General features: G+C 67.2%; 18 protein-coding genes. 5 read left to right on the forward strand and 13 right to left on the reverse strand.

The features are described from left to right. Positions 1 to 19 precede the first annotated feature (19 nt). The 13 genes from kdpE to rpmH form a co-directional block, all read right to left on the reverse strand. Positions 20 to 721, reverse strand: a complete 702-nt coding sequence (gene kdpE, locus ABDJ40_RS21060) for a two-component system response regulator KdpE (protein WP_347612603.1) — start codon at positions 719 to 721, stop codon at positions 20 to 22. Then, on the reverse strand, positions 714 to 3,434 hold the full coding sequence (locus ABDJ40_RS21065) for a DUF4118 domain-containing protein (RefSeq protein WP_347612604.1): 2,721 nt from the start codon (positions 3,432 to 3,434) through the stop codon (positions 714 to 716). Before ABDJ40_RS21065 ends, kdpE begins: the two co-directional genes overlap by 8 nt. Beyond that, positions 3,434 to 4,408, reverse strand: coding sequence for a magnesium and cobalt transport protein CorA (locus ABDJ40_RS21070; protein WP_347612605.1), 975 nt, complete (start codon positions 4,406 to 4,408; stop codon positions 3,434 to 3,436). Before ABDJ40_RS21070 ends, ABDJ40_RS21065 begins: the two co-directional genes overlap by 1 nt. 63 nt (positions 4,409 to 4,471) lie before the next feature. Next, positions 4,472 to 5,296, reverse strand: coding sequence for a TorF family putative porin (locus ABDJ40_RS21075; RefSeq protein WP_347612607.1), 825 nt, complete (start codon positions 5,294 to 5,296; stop codon positions 4,472 to 4,474). 104 nt (positions 5,297 to 5,400) lie between these two features. Beyond that, entirely contained in the window at positions 5,401 to 5,979 is a 579-nt protein-coding gene (gene kdpC, locus ABDJ40_RS21080) for a potassium-transporting ATPase subunit KdpC (RefSeq protein WP_347612610.1), read from the reverse strand. A gap of 11 nt (positions 5,980 to 5,990) precedes the next feature. Continuing rightward, positions 5,991 to 8,108, reverse strand: coding sequence for a potassium-transporting ATPase subunit KdpB (kdpB, locus tag ABDJ40_RS21085; RefSeq protein ID WP_347612611.1), 2,118 nt, complete (start codon positions 8,106 to 8,108; stop codon positions 5,991 to 5,993). A 9-nt stretch (positions 8,109 to 8,117) separates the two neighbouring features. Beyond that, on the reverse strand, positions 8,118 to 9,914 hold the full coding sequence (gene kdpA / locus ABDJ40_RS21090; protein ID WP_347612613.1) for a potassium-transporting ATPase subunit KdpA: 1,797 nt from the start codon (positions 9,912 to 9,914) through the stop codon (positions 8,118 to 8,120). Beyond that, the gene (gene kdpF, locus ABDJ40_RS21095; protein ID WP_285981846.1) at positions 9,915 to 10,004 is read right to left on the reverse strand and encodes a K(+)-transporting ATPase subunit F; all 90 of its coding nucleotides are present in this window, start codon (positions 10,002 to 10,004) and stop codon (positions 9,915 to 9,917) included. A gap of 344 nt (positions 10,005 to 10,348) precedes the next feature. Next, a complete protein-coding gene (gene mnmE / locus ABDJ40_RS21100; RefSeq protein ID WP_347612615.1) occupies positions 10,349 to 11,755 on the reverse strand; it encodes a tRNA uridine-5-carboxymethylaminomethyl(34) synthesis GTPase MnmE in 1,407 nt (468 codons plus the stop codon). A 300-nt stretch (positions 11,756 to 12,055) separates the two neighbouring features. Continuing rightward, a complete protein-coding gene (yidC, locus tag ABDJ40_RS21105; RefSeq protein WP_347612616.1) occupies positions 12,056 to 13,774 on the reverse strand; it encodes a membrane protein insertase YidC in 1,719 nt (572 codons plus the stop codon). Then, entirely contained in the window at positions 13,771 to 14,046 is a 276-nt protein-coding gene (gene yidD, locus ABDJ40_RS21110; protein ID WP_347612618.1) for a membrane protein insertion efficiency factor YidD, read from the reverse strand. The genes yidC and yidD overlap by 4 nt, the downstream gene beginning before the upstream one ends. 52 nt (positions 14,047 to 14,098) lie before the next feature. Beyond that, on the reverse strand, positions 14,099 to 14,431 hold the full coding sequence (locus ABDJ40_RS21115) for a ribonuclease P protein component (protein WP_347612619.1): 333 nt from the start codon (positions 14,429 to 14,431) through the stop codon (positions 14,099 to 14,101). 225 nt (positions 14,432 to 14,656) lie between these two features. Then, positions 14,657 to 14,791, reverse strand: coding sequence for a 50S ribosomal protein L34 (gene rpmH, locus ABDJ40_RS21120; RefSeq protein WP_183106475.1), 135 nt, complete (start codon positions 14,789 to 14,791; stop codon positions 14,657 to 14,659). A gap of 476 nt (positions 14,792 to 15,267) precedes the next feature. Here rpmH and dnaA point away from each other — a divergent pair, with 476 nt between their 5' ends. The 5 genes from dnaA (at position 15,268) to ABDJ40_RS21145 (ending at position 23,033) form a co-directional block, all read left to right on the forward strand. Beyond that, positions 15,268 to 16,752 carry a chromosomal replication initiator protein DnaA gene (gene dnaA / locus ABDJ40_RS21125; protein ID WP_347612621.1) on the forward strand — a complete coding sequence of 495 codons (1,485 nt, stop codon included), beginning with the start codon at positions 15,268 to 15,270 and terminating at the stop codon, positions 16,750 to 16,752. A 261-nt stretch (positions 16,753 to 17,013) separates the two neighbouring features. Next, positions 17,014 to 18,138, forward strand: a complete 1,125-nt coding sequence (dnaN, locus tag ABDJ40_RS21130; RefSeq protein WP_269631214.1) for a DNA polymerase III subunit beta — start codon at positions 17,014 to 17,016, stop codon at positions 18,136 to 18,138. Between the two features lie 107 nt (positions 18,139 to 18,245). After that, positions 18,246 to 20,795, forward strand: coding sequence for a DNA topoisomerase (ATP-hydrolyzing) subunit B (gyrB, locus tag ABDJ40_RS21135; RefSeq protein ID WP_347612624.1), 2,550 nt, complete (start codon positions 18,246 to 18,248; stop codon positions 20,793 to 20,795). 203 nt (positions 20,796 to 20,998) lie between these two features. Next, a complete protein-coding gene (locus tag ABDJ40_RS21140; protein WP_347612626.1) occupies positions 20,999 to 21,592 on the forward strand; it encodes a restriction endonuclease subunit S in 594 nt (197 codons plus the stop codon). Next, on the forward strand, positions 21,585 to 23,033 hold the full coding sequence (locus tag ABDJ40_RS21145; RefSeq protein WP_347612627.1) for an N-6 DNA methylase: 1,449 nt from the start codon (positions 21,585 to 21,587) through the stop codon (positions 23,031 to 23,033). Before ABDJ40_RS21140 ends, ABDJ40_RS21145 begins: the two co-directional genes overlap by 8 nt. Positions 23,034 to 23,277: the final 244 nt, after the last annotated feature.

The raw sequence follows: 23,277 nt of genomic DNA on the forward strand, positions 1-23,277 counted from the left end.
CAACGCTGGGGTCTGACGCTCAAGGCACCAGCCGGTAGCCCACCGCCGTCTCCGTCAGCAGGTGCCTGGGGCTGGCCGGCTCCGCCTCCAGCTTCTGCCGCAGATTGGCCATGTAGACCCGCAGGTAGTGGCTGCTGTCGGTATGGCTGGGGCCCCAGACGGCCTTGAGCAGCTGACCATGCGTGAGCACCTTGCCCGCGTTGGCCACCAGGTGCGTCAGCAGGCGGTACTCGGTGGGGGTCAGGTGTACGGGCTGGCCGGCACGCAGCACGCGGCGGTGCACCAGGTCCACCTCCACCTCGCCGAAACGGAAGACGGTCAGCGCGGCCTCCTGGCCTCGCGTGGTGGTCGCCAGGCGGCGCTGGCAGACCCGCACCCGCGCCATCAGCTCGCCAATGCCGAAAGGCTTGCTCAGGTAGTCGTCGGCGCCCGCATCGAGCGCGGCGATCTTGTCGGCCTCGTTGCTGCGCGCCGAGAGCACGATGACGGTGACGTGGGACCAGCTGCGCAGGTCCCGCAGGTAATTCAGGCCGTCGCCATCGGGCAGGCCGAGGTCGAGGATGACAAGGTCCGGATGACGCGTACCAGCGTCGATCAGGCCCTGGCGCAGGGTCTCGGCCTCGTGGACGACCCAGCCTTCGGTCTCCAGGGCCAGGCGGACAAAGCGGCGGATGCTGGGCTCGTCCTCGACGATCAGGGCAACGGGATGCGGTTCACTCATGGTGTTCAGACAGGTCGGTCTCCATGGCCTCCAGCGAAGGCGGGTTGCCGCGGGGCAGGGCTATTTTGAAGGCGGCGCCGCCCAGGGCGCTGCGCTCGGCCCAGATGCGCCCGCCGTGGGCGTCGACGATGGCGCGGCAGATGGCCAGGCCCAGGCCCACGCCGGGGGTGCTGGACTCCTTCTCGCCGCGGCTGAACTTGTTGAAGAGATGCTCCTCGCGGCCTGCAGGCAGGCCGGGGCCGTCGTCCTCCACGCTGATGACGACCTGGTCTGGCTCCGCCACGGCGCTCAGGGCGATCTGGCAGCCCGCGGGCGTGTACTTCACCGCGTTCTCCAACAGATTGCACAGCACGCGCTCCATCAGTGCGGCATCCAGGTGCAGCAGCGGCAGGTCCGGCGGCAGGCGCATCTGCAGGCGGTGCTGCGAGAGGCTGTCGCCCAGGATCTGCAGCGAGGTGCCGACGACCTCCTCCAGCGGCTGCCATTGCCGGTTCAGCTGCAGGCTGCCGCTCTCCAGGCGGGCCATGTCCAGGAGGTTGTTGACCATGGCGCCCACGCGGCGCGACTGCTGCTGCAGGGTCAGGCTCAGCTCGCGCGCCTGGGCCGGCAGCCCCGGCAAGGTCTCCAGGGTCTGGGAGAGGCCGTAGAGCACGGCCAGGGGCGTGCGCAGGTCGTGCGAGAGCGCCGAGAGCAGGGAGTTGCGCAGGCGCTCGGACTCGATCTGCACCAGGGCCTGCTGGGCCACCTCCACGTAATGCACGCGCTCTAGGGCTTGGCCGATGATGCGGCCGCAGGTGGCGAGCTGGTCGCTCAGCTCGGGCTGCAGCACGGTGCCCAGCGCGCGCGGCCGCAGCGCCATCACGCCACGCAGGCGCATGGGCGCCTCCAGCGGCAGGTAGTGCCAGGGGCTGCCAGGCAGCGTGTCGGTCGAGAGCCCGGCCGCCTGGCGGTGGTCCAGCGCCCAGCGGGCGGTGCCGGCGTCGGGACGGTCCGCTTCGCTCAAGACGGCCTCACGGGGCGAGGGCTGCAGTTGATCTTTGAGGTCCAGGGTGTAGATCAAGACCTGACCCTGCACCTCGCGCGCCAGCGTGCGCTCGGCCACCTCCAGCACCTGCTCGGTCTGCAGCGCGCCGGCCAGGTCGCTGGTCAGCTCGAAAAGCAGGCGCGCGCGCCGCTCCCGCTCCGAGGCCACCAGGGCCTGGTAGCGCAGGCCGGCGGTGAGCTGGCCGGTCAGCAGGCCCACGGCCAGCATCACGGCGAAGGTCATCAGGTACTGCACGTCCGAGACCGCGAAGCTCAGCTTGGGCTCGACGAAGAAGAAGTCGAACAGGCCCACGCTCAGGAAGCTGGCCAGCACGGCGGGCCCGCGGCCCTGCCTCCAGCCCACCCACAGCACGGCCAGCAGGAAGACCATCACGATGTTGGTCTGTGCAAAGGCCCACTGCAGAGGCCAGCACAGCAGGGCCGCGCCGATGCAGGCGGCGGCGGTGAGACCGTAGCGGCGCAGGCGCTGCAGCCCGGGTTCGGCCTGCGCGGCCGTGGCTGCCGGCTGCTCGGCGCGTGCCGGTGTGCGGCGGGCGACCGTCAGCACGTCCAGATCCGGGCTCATGGCCTCCAGGGCGCGGGCCAGCGTCTGATGGCCCAGCCAGCGCCGCCAGGCCGGCAGGGCCTGTGCACGGCCCAGCACCAGCGTCGACAGATTGTGCAGGCGCGCATGGTCCTGCAGGGCCTGGGCGATGGACTGGGCACTGAGCACGGAGGTCTCGGCCCCCAGCTCATGGGCCAGGCGCACGGTGCGCAAGATGCGCTCACGCTGCGCGTCCGGCAGGCGGCTGAGCAGCGGCGTCTCCACGTAGACCGCATGCCAGCTGACATTGAGCTGCTGCGCCAGACGGGCCGTCTCGCGCACCACGCCGTCGTCCGAGGGGTCCGGGCCGATGGCGCACAGCAGTGCCGCCTCGGTCTTCCAGACCTCGCTCACCCGCTGGTTGCTGCGCCAGGCCTGGACGTCGTCCTCCACCCGGTCCGCCGTGCGCCGCAAGGCCAGCTCGCGTAGGGCCATCAGGTTGCCCTTGCGGAAGAAGTGCTGGGCTGCGCGCTCGGCCTGAGCGCCCATGTAAACCTTGCCAGCCGCGAGGCGGGAGAGCAGCTCGTCGGCCGGCGTGTCCACCATCACGACCTCGTGGGCCGCGTCGAAGAAGGTGTCCGGCAGCGTCTCCTGCACGCGCACGCCGGTGATGCCGCCGACGATGTCGTTCAGGCTCTCGAGGTGTTGGACGTTGAGGGTCGAGTAGACGCTGATGCCGTTGGCCAGCAGCTCCTCCACGTCCTGCCAGCGCTTGGGGTGGCGCGAGCCTGGCACATTGGAGTGGGCCAGCTCGTCCACCAGGACCAGGGCGGGCTTGCGCGCGAGGGCCGCGTCCAGGTCGAACTCCGGCAGCGTCTTGCCGCGGTACTCGACGGCCCTCAGCGGCAGCTGCGGCAGGCCCTCCAGCAGCGCTTGCGTCTCGGCCCGGCCATGCGTGACGACGATGCCCGCGAGCACGTCCACCCCGTCCGCCTGCAGCTTGCGCGCGGCGGCCAACATGGCGTAGGTCTTGCCCACGCCAGCCGAGGAACCGAAGTAGACACGCAGCCGGCCGCGCCGGGCCTCGCGGTCCTGCTGGTCGATTTGCGCGAGCAGGGCGTCGGGGTCGGGGCGTTGTTCCGTCATCACAGCCACCCCGCGCGCCGGAAGCGCCACCACAGCAGGCCGCAGACGCTGACGATCAGGCCCAGCGCCGCCGGGTAGCCCCAGGCCCACTTGAGCTCGGGCATCTGCTCGAAGTTCATGCCCCAGATGCCCGCGAAGGCCGTGGCCACGGCAAAGATGCCGGCCCAGGCCGCCAGGCGCTTGGTGACGGCGCTGTCGTCGATGGCGACCATGGAGAGGTTGGCCTGGATGGCCGTGGCCAGGGTGTCGCGCACGGACTCGATGGCGGCGTGGATGCGCGCCAGGTGGTCCGCCACGTCGCGGAAGTATTCGGTCGTGCGGCTGCACAGCAGGGGCACGCGACCGCCGTGCAACTTGGACAGCATCTCCAGCATGGGCGCCACCGCGCGGCGCAGGCGCATGAGCCGACGCTTGAGCTCGTAGAGGCGCTTGATGTTGTCCAGCTGCGCGCCGGGCGTGAAGATGCTCTGTTCGATCTCCTCGAGCTCGGACTCCAGCAGGTCCACGATGGGGAAGTAGCGGTCCACCACCGCATCCATGAGGGCGTAGAGCACGAAGCTCGGGCCCTGCATCAGCAGGTGGGGCTCGCGCTCGCAGCGCTCGCGCACGCCCAGGAAATGGACGCGGCTGCCGCTGCGCACCGAGATCACGAAGTTCGGCCCGCAGAACACCGCCACCTCGCCGATGCTGAGGTCCGCGTCCACCCAGTCCACCAGGTGCATCACGGCGAAGACCAGCTCGCCGTACTCTTCGACCTTGGGCCGCTGATGGCCGTGCGTGGCGTCCTCGACGGCCAGCTCGTGCAGATGGAACAGGCGCTGGAAGGGCTGCAGTTCCTCGGCGCTGGCGTCGCGCAGGGCGATCCAGACAAAGGTGTCGGGATCCGCCAAGTGGCGCCCCAAGGTGGCCTCGTCGTAGGGCGAGAAGTCCTCGACCTTGATGCCGGAGCGGTAGGCGGCGCAGTTGATCAGCATGCCGGCATTGTCAGCCTGGGAAGGCCGGTGTTTCCATCTTCACGTTCATGCGCTGCCCCGGCCTCAGAAGGTCTTGCCGACGCTGAGCACCAGCCCCGCCTTGCCCACGCGCTTGGCGTCCTGGCCGGCGGCGTTGCCCACCTGGTAGAGCGCCCGTTTCGCGTCGGTGGCGATGACGGCTGCCGTCCAGTTCAGCCCGATCATCTCCTGGGCCAAGGAGAGCTTGAGGTCGGTGTAGGACAGGTCGCCGTAATGGCGCACCTCGGTGCGGCCCACATGGGCGCCGAGGGTCAGGCCTTGCCCCAGGTCCACGGTGTAGTTCAGGTCCAGGTACAGGGTGCCCTTGGACGAGCCGTTCGCATCGAGCGCGCTGAAGTAGGCGTAGCCGGCGGTGTCGCCGTTGAGGCCGAAGTAGTCGGTGAGGGCATAGGAGAGCTTGCCGCTGAAGGCGCCCAGGCTCAGGCCGGCGTAGAGCTCCAGGTTGTCGTAGCGCTTGCTGCTGGCGACGCCGGGGGCGCTGTTGAGGCGCGCACCCGGGTAGACGTAGGCCAGGGCGCCCAGGTCCAGCGTGGCCTCGCCCATCACGGGCAGCTTCACGCCGCCGTAGAGGTCCAGCTCCAGGCCGGCGCCGTTGTTGTAGCTGTTGCCCGAGACGTTGGAGGCCCAGCTGCCGGCGTACCAACCGCTGCGATGCGCGTAGTCAAAACCGCCCTGCACGGCCGGCAGGGCCCAGGTCTGGCTGATGCCGCGGAAGCGGTAGTCGCTGACCAGGCTCAGGTTGCCGTTGAGGGTGTGCTCGGGCGCAGGTGCGGGATCGCTGCCCTGCGCCTGGCTGGCCAGGGAGGACGAGAGCAGGAGGGCGAAGGTCAGGAAGGAAAGCTTGTTCATGAAAGGTCGACAGTCAACGCGGCGGCCAGCGACGCAAGGCTGCTGGCACCGCAAGGGGTTCAAAAGAAGGGAGCTCGGTACCGGACGCGGGTCCGGGGGCTGAGTCAGCCTTGCCTGGCACGGTCCAGGGCGAGGTTGAGCTTCAGCACGTTCACCCGCGGTTCACCCAGGACTCGCAGGTCCGTGGGCTCGGTGTAGGCCTCGATCAGGCGCTGAACCTCCTTGACCGACAGCCCGCGCTCGCGGGCCACACGCGGCGCCTGGTAGCGCGCAGCAGCCAGGCTGATGTGCGGATCCAGGCCGCTGGCGGAGGCGGTGACCAGGTCCACCGGCACCGGCGCAGTGTTGCCCGGGTCCGCTGCCCGCAGCGCCTCGACGCGCGCTTGGACGGCCGCTTCCAGCGCCGGGTTCAGCGGCCCCTGGTTGGAGCCGGCCGAGTTGGTCGCGTTGTGGCTCATCGGGCCCGTGGCCGAGGGGCGACCCCAGAAGTACTTGGGGCTCGTGAAGGACTGGCCGATCAGCTCGGAGCCGACCACCTGCCCCTTCTCCTCGATGAGCGAGCCGTTGGCCTCCTTGGGCATGGTCATCTGGGCGATGCCCGTCACGGCCAGGGGGTAGAGCAGCCCGGTCACGGCGGAGAGCAGCAGCAGGCTCACCAGGGCGGGACGCAGATGTTGTTTCATGATGGATCTCCTCAGACCAGGTGCAGGCCGACCAGGATCAGGTCGATGGCCTTGATGCCGATGAAGGGCACGACGAGGCCGCCCAGGCCGTAGATCGCCAGGTTGCAGCGCAGCAGGGCCGCGGCACCGATGGCGCGGTAGCTGACGCCCTTCAGGGCCAGGGGGATGAGGGCGATGATGATCAGCGCATTGAAGATCACCGCCGACAGGATGGCCGAGGCCGGGCTGTGCAGCTGCATCACGTTGAGCGCCTGCAGCTGGGGGTACACGCCCACGAACATGGCCGGGATGATGGCGAAGTACTTGGCGACGTCGTTGGCAATGGAGAAGGTCGTCAGCGAGCCGCGCGTCATCAGCAGCTGCTTGCCCGTCTCCACGATCTCCAGCAGCTTGGTGGGGTTGGAGTCCAGGTCCACCATATTGCCGGCCTCCTTGGCCGCCTGCGTGCCGCTGTTCATGGCCACGGCCACGTCGGCCTGCGCGAGGGCGGGGGCGTCGTTGGTGCCGTCGCCGGTCATGGCGACGAGGCGGCCTTCGCTCTGGTAGTCGCGGATCATCTTCAGCTTGGCCTCGGGCGTGGCCTCGGCCAGGAAGTCGTCCACGCCGGCCTCGGCGGCGATGGCGGCGGCGGTGAGCTTGTTGTCGCCGGTGATCATCACGGTCTTGATGCCCATGCGGCGCAGCTCGGCGAAGCGCTCCTTGATGCCGCCCTTGACGATGTCCTTGAGCTCGACGACGCCCAGCACGCGCGAACCGTCGCTGACCACCAGCGGCGTGCTGCCGAGGCGAGCCACATCATCGACAGCCTGTTGGACTTCCGCCGGATAGCGCGCGCCCAAGGCCTCGACATGACGGCGGATGGCGTCGGCCGCGCCCTTGCGGATGCTGCGCAGCGGCGTGCTGGCGGTCTGCAGGTCGATGCCGCTCATGCGGGTCTGGGCCGTGAAGGGCACGAACTGGGCGCCGAGGCTGGCGAGCTCGCGCTCGCGCAGGCCGTAGCGCTGCTTGGCCAGCACGACGATGCTGCGTCCTTCCGGCGTCTCGTCGGCCAGCGAGGCCAGCTGCGCGGCGTCAGCCAGCTGCATCTCGCTCATGCCGGGTGCCGGCAGGAAGCGGCTGGCCTGGCGGTTGCCCAGGGTGATGGTGCCGGTCTTGTCCAGCATCAACACGTCCACATCGCCCGCGGCCTCGACGGCGCGGCCCGAGGTGGCGATGACGTTGGCCTGCATCATGCGGCTCATGCCCGCCACGCCGATGGCCGAGAGCAGCGCGCCGATCGTCGTCGGGATCAGGCAGACCAGCAGCGCCACCAAAGCCGTGATGGACACCACCGTGCCGCTGCCCGCGGCCTCCACGCTGAAGAGGGAGAAGGGCAGCAGGGTCACGGTCACGACCAGGAAGACCAGGGTCAGCGCCACCAGCAGGATGGTCAGCGCGATCTCGTTGGGCGTCTTCTGGCGCTTGGCGCCTTCCACCATCGCGATCATGCGGTCCAGGAAGGACTCGCCCGGGTTGACGGCGATGCGCAGCACCAGCCAGTCCGAGAGCACGCGGGTGCCGCCCGTGACCGAGGCGAAGTCGCCGCCGGACTCGCGGATCACCGGGGCCGATTCACCCGTGATGGCGCTCTCGTCCACCGAAGCCACGCCCTCGATCACCTCGCCGTCCAGCGGGATGAGGTCGCCCGCCTCCACCAGCACCACATGGCCCTTGCGCAGCTCATCGGACTGGACCGGGTGCCAGCGCGCACCATGCCGCGGCTCCTCCAGCTTCTTGGCCCAGGCCTTGGTCTTGAGCCCGCGCAGCGAGGCCGCCTGGGCCTTGGAGCGGCCCTCCGCCATGGCTTCGGCGAAGTTGGCGAAGAGCACGGTGAACCACAGCCACAGCGCGATGGCCAGCATGAAGCCCGAACCTTCGCTGCCGGCCACCGCCGGCTCGCCCAGGCTGGCCAGCCACAGTCCGGTGGTCAGCAGGCTCCCCGCGTAGACCACGAACATCACCGGGTTGCGCCACTGGATGCGCGGGTCCAGCTTGGCAATGGACTGGCCCAGGGCCTGCTTCATCAGGGCCGGGTCCAGCAGGGAAGTGCTGCTCGTTGCCGAGCTTGTTGCAGTTGTCGAATTGCTCATGATGATTCCTCAGGCGGTCCAGAGCATCAGCTGCTCGACGATGGGGCCCAAGGCCAGGGAAGGCACGTAGTTGAGAAGGCCGACCAGCAGCACGACGCCGATCAGCAGGGCCACGAAGAGCGGGCCGTGCGTGGGCAGGGTGCCGTTGCCGGTGGGGATGCGCTTCTTGGCGGCCAGACTGCCTGCCAGGGCCAGCACCGGCACGATGACGCCGAAGCGGCCCAGCCACATCACGATGCCCAGCAGGGTGTTGTAGAAGGGCGTGTTGGCCGAGAGGCCGGCGAAGGCGGAGCCGTTGTTGTTGCCGGCCGAGGTCAGTGCATAGAGCACCTCGGAGAAGCCGTGGGCGCCCGGGTTGGCGATGCCGGCCTTGCCGTCCGCCGCGAGCACCGCCAGGGCCGTGCCCATGAGCACGACCAGGGGCGTGACGAGGATGGCGACGGACACCATCTTCATCTCATGGCTCTCGATCTTCTTGCCCAGGTACTCGGGCGTGCGGCCGATCATCAGCCCGGCGATGAAGACCGCGAGGAGGGCGAAGACCAGCATGCCGTAAAGGCCCGTGCCCACGCCGCCGAAGACCACCTCGCCCAGCTGCATCATCACCAGGGGCACCATGCCGCCGATGGGCGTCAGCGAGTCATGCATGGTGTTCACGGCGCCGCAGGAGGCGGCCGTCGTGACCACGGCGAAGAGGCTGCTGGCATTGATGCCGAAGCGCGTCTCCTTGCCTTCCATGTTCCCGCCCGACTGCTCGGCCGTGAGGCGCTGGTCCACCTGCAGTGCCTGCAGGCGGGGATTGCCGGCCTGCTCAGCGGCGGATTCGACGACAACGCCGGCAATGAACAACACGCTCATTGCCGCCAGGAGGGCCAGGCCCTGGCGCCAGTCCCCGACCAGCTGGCCGAAGCTGAAGCACAGCGCGGCCGGGATCAGGAAGATGGCCAGCATCTGGGCGAAGTTGCTCAGCGGCGTGGGGTTCTCAAAAGGGTGGGCCGAGTTGGCGTTGAAGAAGCCGCCGCCGTTGGTGCCCAGCATCTTGATGGCCAGCTGGGAGGCCACCGGCCCCATGGCCAGCTGCTGGGTCGAGGACTCGGCCGCTTCGGTCAGCGGCTCGCCCTTCTCGTTTTTCAGGGGCTGGCCTTCGGCGCCGAGGCGCGGGGCGTCGTAGTGGTTCACCTCCAGCGTGTGGGCGTCCTGGTAGGCGTCCAGGTTCTGGATCACGCCCTGGCTCACGAAGAAGAGCGCGAACACGAAGGACAGCGGCAGCAGCAGCCACAGCGTGATGCGGGTCAGGTCTTGCCAGACATTGCCCACATCGCCGCTGAGCTTGCGCGAGAAGCCGCGGATCAGCGCGAAGACCACCGCGATGCCGCTGGCCGCCGACAGGAAGTTCTGCACCGTCAGCGCCAGCATCTGGGTCAGGTAGCTCATGGTGGACTCGCCGCCATAGCCCTGCCAGTTGGTGTTGGTGACGAAGCTGATGGCGGTGTTGAAGGCTGAGTCCGGGCTGATGGCGCCCATGCCTTGCGGGTTCAGCGGCAGCAGGTGCTGCAGGCGCTGCAGGCCGTAGACCGCCAGCACGCCCAGCAAGCTGAAGACCAGCAGGCCGATGGCGTAGTGCCGCCAGTGCATGCCTTCATCGGGCTTCACGCCGGCCAGGCGCAGCAGGCCGCCTTCGACCCGCAGCATCCATCGCGGCAGCCGCCCCTCGGCCAGGGCCGAGAGCCAGCGCGACAGCGGCCAGGCCGCCGCCAGGAGGATGCCCATGTACAGGGCGAGCTGGATCCATGCAGAGGTGCTCATTCAGAACTCCTCCGCGCGCAGCAGCGCATAGACCAGGTAGACAAACAAGGCCGCGGCCAGCAGGCCGCTGATCCAGTACAGCGCACTCATGACTTCTTCTCCAGCCGATGACTGGCCAGGGCGAGGCCAACGGCCAGCGCGAACAGCGCCAGGCTCAGGCCCAAAAACACTCCGTCCATAGACACTCTCAACAAGGGGTTGTGTGATGTCAGGAGCGTAGGTTTGGGGGCGTCAAGGCCGTGTAGAAGGTCCGGCGGCCGGTATCAAGATGATGTAAAGACGCGGCGCAGGCGGCCCCGGCGGGCAGCGCCGGCGCGGCGTCGTCATTGGAGGGGGCGCGGCTACGCAGGGCGCAGCGTCAGGCCCCGCCGCTCACGGCCCGGGGTGGGCGGTCAAGCGATGGCGGATGCAAGCCGGCGGGGGCGAAGGCGGGGCTACTTCCCGATGCAGAAGCGGCTGAAGATCTCCCCCAGCAGCTCGTCCGCCGAGAAGGCGCCGGTGATCTCGCCCAGGGCGTCGTGGGCCAGGCGCAGTTCCTCGGCCATCAGGTCCAGGGCGGGTGGTTCCACTTCGACCTGGGCGAGCGCGAGCGCCAGGTGCTCGGCGGTGCGGCGCAGGGCCTGGACATGCCGCTCTCGGGCGATGAAGAGGCCCTCGGGCACCGCGTGCCAGCCGGCATGGGCCAGCAGCTCGCGGCGCAGCTCGGCCAGGCCGGCGCCGGTCTTGGCGGACAGCTGCACGGCATCCGCCGGCAGGGTCAGGTCTTGCCTGCTGCGGGCGTCCGCGCCGGTGTCGGCCTTGTTGTAGACCTGCAGGAGGCGGGTGGGGTCGACCCGGGCCAGGCGTTCGCGGATCTCGGCGTCCCCGGCCTCGTAGCCGGCCTCGCCCATGCGGGTGAGGTCGTGCAGGAAGAGCACCACGTCGGCCTCGGCAATGGCGTCCCAGCTGCGGGCCACGCCAATGCGCTCGACCTCGTCGGAGGTCTCGCGCAGGCCGGCGGTGTCAGTGATGTGCAGGGGCACGCCCTCGATCTGGATGGTCTGGCTGACCTTGTCGCGCGTGGTGCCGGGGATGGGCGTGACGATGGCCAGCTCGGCGCCGGCCAGGGCGTTGAGCAGGGAGCTCTTGCCCACATTGGGCTGGCCGGCCAGCACCACCTTGATGCCCTCGCGCAGCAGGGCGCCCTGGCGGGTGCGGTCCAGCACGCTGTCCAGCCGGGCCTGGATGCGGCGCAGCTTGCCCAGGGCGTCGGCCGCCTGGAGGAAGTCGATCTCCTCCTCGGGGAAGTCCAGCGTGGCCTCGACCAGCATGCGCAGGTTGATCAGGCCGTCGCGCAGCTCGCCCACCTCGGTGGACAGCGCACCGGACAGCGCACGGCTGGCGCTGCGGGCAGCGGCCTCGGTGCTGGCGTCGATGAGGTCGGACACGGCCTCCGCCTGTGCCAGGTCCAGCTTGCCGTTGAGGAAGGCCCGCTGGGTGAACTCGCCGGGTTCGGCCAGGCGCAGGTGCTTCAGTGATTCGATGGCGCCGCCCAGCTCCAGGCAGCGCGCCAGCAGCAGCTGCAGCACCACCGGGCCGCCGTGGGCCTGCAGCTCCAGCACGTGCTCGCCGGTGTAGGAGGCCGGCGCGGGGAAGTGCAGGGCCAGGCCGTGGTCGATGGCATCGCCGTTGGCGGCGCGCAGGGGCAGGTAGTGGGCCTCGCGCGGGCGCAGGGCGCGGCCGCACAGCTGCTCGATCAATGGGGTCAGGTCTTGCGGGGACGAGACGCGCACGATGCCCACGGCGCCTCGTCCAGGGGCGGTGGCGATGGCGGCGATGGGGTCGAGGTGGCGGGCCAGCATGGGCGCATTGTCCTATGCCTCGCCGCAGGACGGTGGTTGGCAGTGCCCATGAAAACGGCCCCGGGCGCGATGCCAGGGGCCGTGGAAGATGGCGCGGGGGAGGCGGCCGCAGCAGTTCTCGTGAACCCCGCGGCGGGCCTGTGATGCGGCCCGGTTGAATGGACCTGCTGCATCAAGCTGCCCCGCATGAGCTCCATTAAAGGTGAGCGCCAAGGCGAAAAAAAGCCCCCGATCGCGGGGGCGATCGGGGGCTTTGTGCAGTAGTTCGCGAAGGCCTTCGCAATGGCCTTCGCGCGAAGCTCAGTTCTGCACGCCCATCTGCTTGTTGATGATCCACTGCTGCGCGATGGACAGCAGGTTGTTCACCAGCCAGTACAGCACCAGGCCGGCCGGGAAGAAGAAGAACATGAAGCTCAGCGCCAGCGGCATCATCCACATCATCTTGGCCTGGGTCGGGTCGGCCGGCGTGGGATTCAGCGCGACCTGCAGCAGGCTCGACGCCGTCATCAGGATGGGCAGGATCAGGAAGGGGTCGGCCGAGGAGAGGTCGGTGATCCAGCCGATCCAGGGCGCGTTGCGCATCTCGACCGTGCTCTGCAGCACCCAGTACAGGGCGATGAAGAAGGGCATCTGCAGCAGCATGGGCAGGCAGGAACCCAGGGGGTTGACCTTCTCCTCGCGGTAGATGCGCATCATCTCCTGCTGCTGCTTCTGCGGGTCGTTCTTGTAGCGCTCGCGCAGCTCGTTGATGCGCGGGCCCACGGCCTTCATCTTGGCCATGGAGCGGTAGGCGCTGGCATTCAGGCCGAAGAAGGCGATCTTCAGCAGCACCACCAGGGCCACGATGGACCAGCCCCAGTTGCCCAGCATGCCGTGGATCTTGTCCAGCAGCCAGAACAGCGGCTTGGCGATCACGTAGAACATGCCGTAGTCCTTGACGCGCTCCAGGCCCGGGGCGAGTTCGGTCAGCTTGTTCTCTTCCTGTGGGCCGGCGTAGAGCACGTTCTCGGCCACGCCCGAGGCGCCGGGGTTGATGGCGGGCAGGGGGAAGACCTGGCCCACGCTGTAGGCGCCGGACTCGTTCTTCTTGACGAAGAACTCGCGCGGGCCGGCGCTGTTGCGCAGCCAGGCGGTGGTGAAGTAGTGCTGCACCATCGCGACCCAGCCGTCATCGGCGTGCTTGTCGTAGTCGGCCTTGCCCTTGTCCAGGTCCTTGAAGTCGAACTTCTGGAACTTGTTCTTGTCCGTGTAGATGGCCGGGCCGATGAAGGAGGCCGGTGCCATGTAGCCGGACGAGGACTCCACCGCCTGCGGACGCACCAGCTGCACGTAGAGCTGCGGGCTGACTGGCGCGGCGCCGGTGTTGACCACCTCGTGCTTGACGTCGATGGCGTAGTCGCTGCGCTTGAAGGTGTAGGTCTTGACCAGCTTGAGGCCGCCCTGCTCGGGGGACTCGAAGCGCACCGTCAGCGAGCTGGCGCCGTCCTTGAGCTGGCGCTCGGTGCCCACCACGTTCATCAGCGTGAAGTGGTTGGGCGCGCCGGGCACGCCGATCAGGCCGGACTCGGGGCGGTAGCTGGCGGCATCGAAGAGCACCACGGGTTCGGGCTTGAAGCCGGACGGTGCCTTCAGCCCCACGAGGCGCATCAGCGGGTCCATGAGGCCGTGGGTCTCGGTGGTCAGGTGCTTGAGCAGCTCCACGCGCACCAGGCTGCCGCCACGGGTGTCGAAGGTCGCCTTGACCACATCGGTCGTGACCTCGAACTTCTCGCCAGCGGGCTGAGCCGCCGAGGCGGCCGCCGCGGGGGCTGCGGCGGCGCTGGCCGTGCCGGTGGCGCTGGCCGTGGGCAGGCCGGCCGATGCCGCACTGCCGGGTGCAGGCGCCGCGCTGGCGGCGGGCTTGGCCGGCGTGGGGCTGAACATTGAGGGGTGCCCGTTGTATTTCTGCCAGCCGTCCCACAGCAGGACGAGCGACGCGGTGAACACCATCCACAACACGGTGCGGCGTATATCAGTCATGGAGAAGCTTCTGGATTGGAAGAAGAGGGTGTCGCGCTGCCCCCGAGCCCGAGGCGCGAGAACAGACGGGGCGGATTGTCAGGCACGGGGTCATGTCCGCCCAGACAGAATGGGTTGCAGCGCAGGATTCTCGCTGCGGCCAGGTAGCTGCCGGCGATGCCGCCGTGCCGGCGCACGGCCTCCATGCCATAGGCGGAGCAGCTGGGGTAGTAGCGGCAGCCGGCCTGGATCCAGGAGCTGATCAGCAGCTGGTAGGCGCGGATCAGGCCCATCAGGAGCCATTGGAGGGGACTGCGGCGGGCCATCATGGCGGGCAGGGGGGGCTCAGCCTCGGGCCGCGGCAGGGGAGGCCGGGCCGGCGGGTGTGGCTTGAGCCGCGCGGGCCAGCTTGGCGCGCAGCTGCAGCAGCTCCTCACGCACCAGGGCCTTGAGCGGGTCGGAGGCGGCGCTGGGGAACTGCTTGCGATCCACGGGCAGGCGCAGGCGCACCACCCAGAGTCCGGGCGGCAGCAAGCCCGCGGCGTCAGCGAAGACGGCGCGGATCTGGCGTTTGATCAGGGATCGGGTCACCGCACGGCGGGCGTGCCGCTTGGGCACGACGCAGCCCAGCCACTGCCCGTCAGGGACGGCCGCTGGGGCCGCCGCTTCGGGCTTCACCCCCTCGGCAGATGCCGATTCGTCCACAGGACTGTGGGCAAGCGGTGGGTGGCCTGTTGATAACTCGGATTTCACTGTGGAAAAACCGGGTCCGGGCAGGCTGGGAGCGGCCATGAGGTGATGCACAGCAAAATGCTTGCTGCGGGCGCGGCTGGGCTGACCCAGCACGCGCTCAAAGTCGGCCGATCGTTCGATGCGGCCGATCATGGTCTTGATGCGGCTCGCTTAGACGGCCAGGCGCTTGCGGCCCTTGGCGCGACGGGCGCGGATCACGGCGCGGCCACCGCGGGTCTTCATGCGGACGAGGAAGCCGTGGGTGCGGGCGCGGCGGGTCTTGGAGCCTTGGTAGGTGCGTTTCATGTTGGAAAACCTCTGTGGACGTCTGTGGACGCGATAGCTGATGGGCCGATCAAAGATGCGGGAGCATCTCGGAACTGCAAGCCGCCACCTCCGTAAAGGTGTCTGCCTGCCGCACCGCTGATGTGCGCCGCGCCGGGGCGCCGCTGCTGCGTGCGCCCACATCAGGTTCCTGCTCGGTCTGCCGTCCTGGCGTGAGGCCAGGGCGGTGTTCCGGGGCAGGGCCCCTTGTTGGCGCGGTGGACCTACCGCCAGGGGTTTGACCTCCCAGAGCAGGGAAAGCCACGCGCCCAAGCAAATACATCCGGCGTCCGGAAAAGCCCGCGATTACACCAAACTTCTGGCTGCCGGTCAACTTCCTCCCGGAGTGCCGGGCTGCCGTGCCGGGGTAAGGCAGGCACGAAAATTTCTGTGGATAACCTCGTCTTTTGGGGCCGTGGATCCGTACAATCCGGCCGCTCAAGAAGAAGTTTTCCACAATGAGCGCAGATCTCTGGCAACGCGGCTGTGAACGTCTGGCCGCCGAGCTGCCTGAACAACAATTCAATACCTGGATCCGTCCTCTCCCCCCGGCCGATGTGGCTGATGGCGGTGAGCAGGGCGTGACCGTGTCCCTGCGCGTGCCCAACCGCTTCAAGCTGGACTGGATCCGCAACCAGTACGCCGGGCGCATCGAATCCATCCTCACCGAACTGGCCGGCCGCCCGGCGCGGCTGGAGCTGGCCGTGGCGCCGCGCGAGGCCATGCCGCGTGCGGCTACGGCCCTGCCGGCCAACCAGCCGGTGGCCGTGGGTCAGGTGCTGCACAACGGCCTGCGGCCGGTGCCCGTGAACCGCCCGGCGGCCGCGGAGCAGCCGGCGGTGAACGGCCTGGCCGCCGTGCAGCCGGCCCTGGCGCAGGCGCCCGTGGTGGCCGCCGGCGTGACGCCCGCGCCGGGTAGCACGCGGCATCGCATCAACCCCGCGCTCACCTTCGACACCCTGGTCCCCGGCCGTGCCAACCAGATGGCCCGCACCGCCGCCCTGCACGTGGCCGGCGCACCGGGGCAGATGTACAACCCGCTGTTCATCTACGGCGGCGTGGGCCTGGGCAAGACCCACCTGATCCACGCCGTGGGCAATGCCCTGCTGAAGGACAAGCCCGACGCCCGGGTGCTCTACCTGCACGCCGAGCAGTTCATCTCCGACGTGGTGAAGAACTACCAGCGCAAGACCTTCGACGAGCTCAAGGCCAAGTACCACTCGCTGGACCTGCTGCTGATCGATGACGTGCAGTTCTTCGCCGGCAAGGACCGCACGCAGGAGGAGTTCTTCAACGCCTTCGAGGCCCTGCTGGCCAAGCGCGCCCACATCATCATGACCTCGGACACCTACCCGAAGGGCCTGGTGGACATCGACGAGCGCCTCACCAGCCGCTTCGACGCCGGCCTGACGGTGGCCATCGAGCCGCCCGAGCTGGAGATGCGGGTGGCCATCCTGATCAAGAAGGCCGAAGCCGAGCAGGCGCCCATGCCGGAGGACGTGGCCTTCTTCATCGCCAAGAACGTGCGCGCCAATGTGCGGGAGCTCGAAGGCGCGCTGCGCAAGGTGCTGGCCTACAGCCGCTTCAGCCACAAGGAAATCAACATCCAGCTGGCCCGCGAGGCGCTCAAGGACCTGCTCTCCATCCAGAACCGCCAGATCTCTGTGGAGAACATCCAGAAGACGGTGGCGGACTTCTACAAGATCAAGGTCGCGGACATGTACAGCAAGAAGCGCCCGGCCAGCATCGCCCGGCCGCGCCAGATTGCCATGTACCTGGCCAAGGAGCTCACCCAGAAGAGCCTGCCCGAGATCGGCGAGCTCTTCGGCGGCCGCGACCACACCACGGTGCTGCACGCCGTGCGCAAGATCGGTGGGGAGCGCCAGAAGAACACCGAGCTCAACCAGCAGCTGCACGTGCTCGAGCAGACGCTGAAGGGTTGAAGGTCCACCCCCTACGCGCTTCGCGCGCCCCCTCAAGGGGGCGAGCCCGTGGGCCCGGCAGAGCCGGATCCCCGGGCTCCGTGCGGGTCAGTCCTGCAACAGATCAACGGCATGGTTTCCACTCCCCGGGAAACGCCCCATTCCTGGGTGACAATGCGCGCTGTCTCACGCGCGCGCGTCTTGCTTGTGACCGGCCCCAGGGCGCCGGTCGGGCCGGGAAGGCGGGCGCGGGTCGCCCCGAACAAGTGGAGAGAGGTTCACATGATTGTGTTGAAAGCCAGCCAGGACAAGGTGCTGAGTGCCCTGCAGGCCGTGTCCGGCATCGTCGAGCGCCGCCACACCCTGCCCATCCTGGCCAATGTGCTGATCCGCAAGCAGGGCTCGCAGGTGGAGCTGACCACCAGCGACCTCGAGATCCAGGTCCGCACCACCGTCGAGTTCGACGGCGATGAAGGCAATTTCTCCAGCACCGTGGGTGCGCGCAAGCTGATCGACATCCTGCGCTCCATGCCCTCGGACCAGACGGTGAGCCTCTCCAGCAACGCCAGCAAGATGACCCTGCAGGGCGGCAAGAGCCGCTTCACGCTGCAGACCCTGCCGGCCGACGACTTCCCGCTCGTGCAGGAAGCCGCCGACTTCGGCCCCGCCTTCAGCGTGCCGCAAAAGACGCTCAAGCACCTGATCAACCAGGTGCACTTCGCGATGGCGGTGCACGACATCCGCTACTACCTCAACGGCATCCTCTTCGTGGCCGAGGGCAAGAGCCTGACGCTCGTGGCCACCGACGGCCACCGCCTGGCCCTTGCGCAGGCCGAGCTGGAGACGGACATCCCCAAGCAGGAAGTCATCCTGCCCCGCAAGACCGTGCTGGAGCTGATGCGCCTGCTGAAGGACGGTGGCAAGGACGGCAGCGACGACCAGCCCATCGAGATGCGCTTCGCCGGCAACCAGGCCAAGTTCAGCTTCTCGGGCATGGAGTTCGTGACCAAGCTGGTCGAGGGCAAGTTCCCCGACTACAACCGCGTCATCCCCAAGAACCACAAGTTCCGCGTGACCCTGGGCCGCGCGCCCCTGCTGTCCTCCCTGCAGCGTGCCGCCATCCTGACCAGCGAGAAGTTCAAGGCCGTGCGCCTGTCCTTCGAGCCGGGCCTGCTGTCCATTGCCTCCAGCAATGCCGAGCAGGAAGAGGCCAAGGAAGAGATCGAGATCGACTACGGCGGCGACCTGATCGAGACCGGCTTCAACGTGACCTACCTGATGGACGCGCTGCAGAACATGGGCCAGGACATGGTCTCCATCGACCTGAACGACAGCGCCTCCAGCGCCCTGATCACCATCCCCGAGCAGAGCGGCTTCAAGTACGTCGTGATGCCGATGCGAATCTGATCGAGACCCAGAAATGAGAGCAGCGGGCAAGGGCCACAAGGCCCGGCCCGCTTCAGTGCTTTAAAGGGGTCATGCAAGACCTGACCCCGTGTGAGAGAGAGTTCCCGATGAGTGATGTCCCGAGCAACGAACACAAGCCTGAAGGCCTGACCGACAAGCAGCAGGCCGCCGTCACGGCCGAGGCCGCGTCGGGCGCGGTCTACGGGGCCGATTCGATCCAGATCCTCGAAGGCCTGGAGGCCGTGCGCAAGCGCCCCGGCATGTACATCGGCGACACCTCCGACGGCACCGGCCTGCACCACCTCGTCTTCGAAGTGGTGGATAACTCCATCGACGAATCGCTGGCCGGGCATTGCGACGACATCATCGTCACCATCCACACCGACAACTCCATCTCGGTGATCGACAACGGCCGCGGCATCCCCACCGGCGTGAAGATGGATGACAAGCACGAGCCCAAGCGCTCGGCGGCCGAGATCGCCCTGACCGAGCTGCACGCCGGCGGCAAGTTCAACCAGAACTCCTACAAGGTCTCCGGTGGCTTGCACGGCGTGGGCGTGAGCTGCGTGAACGGCCTGTCCAAGTGGCTGCGCCTGACCGTGCGCCGCGACGGCAAGGTGCACCAGATCGAGTTCAAGCAGGGCATCCCGCAGGACCGCCTGATCGAGGTGGTGGATGGCGTCGAGACCAGCCCCATGCGCGTGATCGGCGACACCGACAAGCGCGGCACCGAAGTCCACTTCCTGCCGGACACCGAGATCTTCCAGCAGAACAACGACTTCCACTACGACATCCTGGCCAAGCGCCTGCGCGAGCTCTCCTTCCTGAACAACGGCGTCAAGATCCGCCTGATCGACGAGCGCAACAACAAGGAAGACAACTTCGCCTATGCCGGCGGCGTGCGCGGCTTCGTGGAGTTCATCAACAAGGGCAAGAGCACCCTGCATCCGAACATCTTCCACGCCCAGGGCGACAAGACCTCGGACCAGGGCACCAACATCGGCGTTGAAGTCTCCATGCAATGGAACGATGGCTTCAACGAGAACGTGCTCTGCTTCACCAACAACATCCCGCAGCGCGACGGCGGCACCCACCTGACCGGCCTGCGCGCCGCCATGACCCGCGTGCTGAACAAGTACATCACCGACAACGACCTGGCCAAGAAGGCCAAGGTCGAGGTGGCCGGTGACGACATGCGCGAAGGCCTGGCCTGCGTGGTCTCCGTCAAGGTGCCCGAGCCCAAGTTCAGCAGCCAGACCAAGGACAAGCTGGTCTCCAGCGAAGTGCGCGGCCCGGTCGAGGAAATCGTCGCCAACAAGCTGACGGACTGGCTGCTGGAGAACCCGGTCGACGCCAAGATCATCTGCGGCAAGATCCTCGACGCCGCCCGCGCCCGCGAGGCCGCGCGCAAGGCCCGCGAGATGACCCGCCGCAAGGGCGTGCTGGACGGCCTGGGCCTGCCCGGCAAGCTGGCCGACTGCCAGGAAAAGGATCCCGCCCTGTGCGAGATCTACATCGTGGAGGGTGACTCCGCAGGCGGCTCCGCCAAGCAGGGCCGCGACCGGAAGTTCCAGGCCATCCTGCCCCTGCGCGGCAAGATCCTGAACGTGGAGAAGGCCCGCTACGAGAAGCTGCTGACCTCCAACGAAATCATCACCCTGATCACCGCCCTGGGCACCGGCATCGGCCGCGGCGCCGGCAGCGACGACTTCAACCCGGACAAGCTCCGCTACCACCGCATCATCATCATGACTGACGCGGACGTCGACGGCGCCCACATCCGCACCCTGCTGCTGACCTTCTTCTACCGCCAGATGCCGGAGCTGGTGGAGCGCGGCCACATCTACATCGCGCAGCCGCCGCTGTACAAGGTGAAGGTGGGCAAGCAGGAGCAGTACCTGAAGGACGGCCACGAGCTGGACGCCTTCCTGCTGCGCGTGGCCCTCAACGATGCCGAGCTGCACACCGGCCGTGGCGACGTGCTCAAGGGCGAGGCCTTCGAGGCCCTGGCCCGCCAGTACGTGCTGGCCGAGAACGTCATCGACCGCCTCTCCAACTGGATGGACTTCGAGGCCCTGCGCGCCCTGGCCGGCGGCTTGAGCCTGAACCTCGACAGCAAGGAAGCCGCGGACCAGTCCGCCGCTGACATGCAGGCCGCCCTGCACGAGGCCGAGGTCAGCGCCGAGTACGACGCCCGCACCGACAAGCTCTTCCTGCGCATCAGCCGCAAGCACCACGGCAACACCCGCTCCAGCGTCATCACCGCGGACTTCGTCCACGGCGCCGACTACGAAGTGCTCGCCACCGCCGGCAAGACCTTCAAGGGCCTGATGACCGCCGACGGCCTGGTCCGCAAGGGCGAGGGCGAGAAGGCCAAGGAAAGCAAGGTCGCCGACTTCCGCTCGGCCATGGGCTTTCTGATGACCCAGGCCGAGAACTCGGTGGGCCGCCAGCGCTACAAGGGCCTGGGGGAGATGAACCCCGAGCAGCTGTGGGAGACCACCATGGATCCGACCGTGCGCCGCCTGCTGCGGGTGCAGATCGAGGATGCGATCGAAGCCGATCGCGTGTTCACCATGCTCATGGGCGATGAGGTGGAGCCGCGGAGGGACTTCATTGAGACCAATGCGTTGCGGGCGGCGAATATTGACGTGTGATGCTGTAGAGCGCCCCATAAGGTGCGAAACGGGGCCCCATAAGCTGCGAAAGCTATGGGGCTCGCACTGTTGATTGGTGACCGCTGAACAAATCGGGTTCGGTTAGTGCGGCTGCGAAAAGGCCCGCTCATTTGAACAAATGACTCTACTGCTTGCGCGACAAGGCGGCTGACGCTACACTGCGTCAACAGTAGAGTCATTTGATGAATCCCGTTCGCACCCTCAACGATTTGGCGGAAGTCCACACAGCAGTGGTCTTTCGGGATCAAGCACCGCAAGAACATCCGGAAGGCAACGTGCGTGCGTTGGCCATCCGGGATGTTCTGGCTTCGACGCCAGTGAGCTGGAGCGAACTGCCGCAGGTTGTTGTAGCTGAGAAGTACCGCGCGAACTGCCTGCAAGCCGGTGATGTGGTCATCCCCTCACGGGGCGACTACTACAGGGCATCGCTTTTCACCGGGGCGGACTTGCCAGTTCTGCCGGTGGGTCAATTGAACGTGATCCGACCGGCTGTCGGGCTAGATGCCGGTTACTTGGTCTGGTTTCTCAACCTGCCGACGACCGGCGCCAAGCTCAAGCAAATGCTGACTGGCACCAGCATCAAAGCGCTGACCAAGACGGCTCTTCAGACACTGGAGGTGGACGTCCCCGATATTGGCCGCCAACGCCATATCGCTGAAATTGATGAGCTGGCGGGACGAATCGCTGCCATTCGGCACCGGTTGACAGAACTGGACACCATTGAGGTCGCTCAGTTGGCCGACGTCCTTTCGCACCGCGGAGGTGACCGTGCTTGATGCTGGAACCAAGCAGGCAATTCGTCTCGCACTCTTGCGCTGCTTTGATTCAGTTCGCGGCGTGGTCGATGTTAGTGAGGTCCGTGACCACATCCTGGCATTGCTGGTTCTGAAGTACGCGTCTGACCATGCCGTCGAAACTAGCCATGCGGTTGCGCTCGAGGCGGATGCCGGATCGGTGCCCTCGTTTGAACGGCTGCTCAACGCCAAGCACATGCCCGCTATCGGGCAGCGTGTTGACTGGGCGCTGGCTGACTTGGAGAAGCAGCATCCGCTGCTGAAAGACGCCTTTCACAGTGTCCGTTTCGACTCCTCCTTGCTGGGCGAACCCACGCAAAGGCAGCACCTCGTCGCTGATCTGCTGAGCTGCTTCGGTTTGCCAGAGTTCGACTTTCGAGGCGGCGCAAGTGCCGAAGCAGCCAGCTTTGCCTGCGAAACGCTCATCAGCGAGGCTGCAGTCGTCGCTGGCAAACGGGGTGCCGATTTCTTCACCCCGCCAGAGGTTTCACGCCTGATCGCCGGAATCCTCCGGCCCGAAGCTGGGGAAAGCGTTGGCGATCCATGCTGCGGTTCTGGCACCTTGTTGTTGACCTGCAGCGCCTTCGCGCGTGCCCAATCTGGCGGTGAGGGCTGTCAGTTGTTTGGACAAGAGAAGAACGGCGGCACCTGGGCGCTCGCAAAAATCAACATGTTCTTGCATGGTGAACGCGCCGCGCAGTTGGCATGGGGAGACACCCTCAAAGACCCGCGTCTGGTGGCTGGCGGCCAACTGCAGAAGTTCGACGTGGTGGTTTCAAACCCACCCTTCAACGTGAAGGATTGGGGACAAGAAGCCGCCGCAGCCGATCCGTTCGGCCGCTACCGACGCGGAGTTCCGCCGCGCGCTTCTGCTGACTACGCTTTCATCAGCCACATGGTGGAGACCCTCAAGCCCGGTCGTGGCCGCATGGCAGTGGTGGTCTCCCACGGTGTCCTCTTCCGCACTGGCGCGGAGCTACAGATTCGCAGGCAACTGCTGGAAGAAGGCCTCGTGGACGCAGTGATCGCGCTCCCAGCCAAGCTGCTTCCAAGCACGTCGCTGCCGATTGCACTACTGGTGCTGCGTAAGGACAAGAGCGACGGGCAAGTGCTCTTCATCGACGCCAGCCGCCAGTTCGAGCACGGGAAAACTCAGAACAAGCTACGCGATGAAGACCTCGCCCAGATCGAGGCTACCTATGTAGCTAGGGCGGATGTTGATGGCTACGCCCGCTTGGTGTCATTGGAAGACATCCTGCAGAACGACTGGAACCTCAACGTGGTTCGCTATGTGGAAGCCGTAGAGCCGGTCTACCAAGTGGACCTAGAGGCACTTCGTGTCGAGCGCGCACAGCTCCGAGCCGAACTGGAAGGTCTGGAGAGCCGGTTTACCAGCCTCATCCATGAAGTGCGCCATGCGTGACACAAAGGAAAACGGCCGCTTACGCGGCCGCCCCCTCTTTTGCGTCTTGGAGCTTGGCGTCCGTCCGAAGAGGGAGCTGCCAAGCCATATGGCCCAAGCGCTTACAGGGAAATCATAACACTGTTGGCGCCGATCTAAATTTGACCCACCCTGCCGATTGAACTTTGACCCAGGGCTTGGGGCCGACATCGGCTGATGCCGGCTGTGGACAACTGTAGCGCGGCGCTTGTTCAGCTCGCTTCGT

The organism is Roseateles flavus (assembly GCF_039872765.1).
In the GTDB taxonomy this organism is placed as follows: Bacteria; Pseudomonadota; Gammaproteobacteria; order Burkholderiales; family Burkholderiaceae_C; genus Roseateles_B; species Roseateles_B flavus.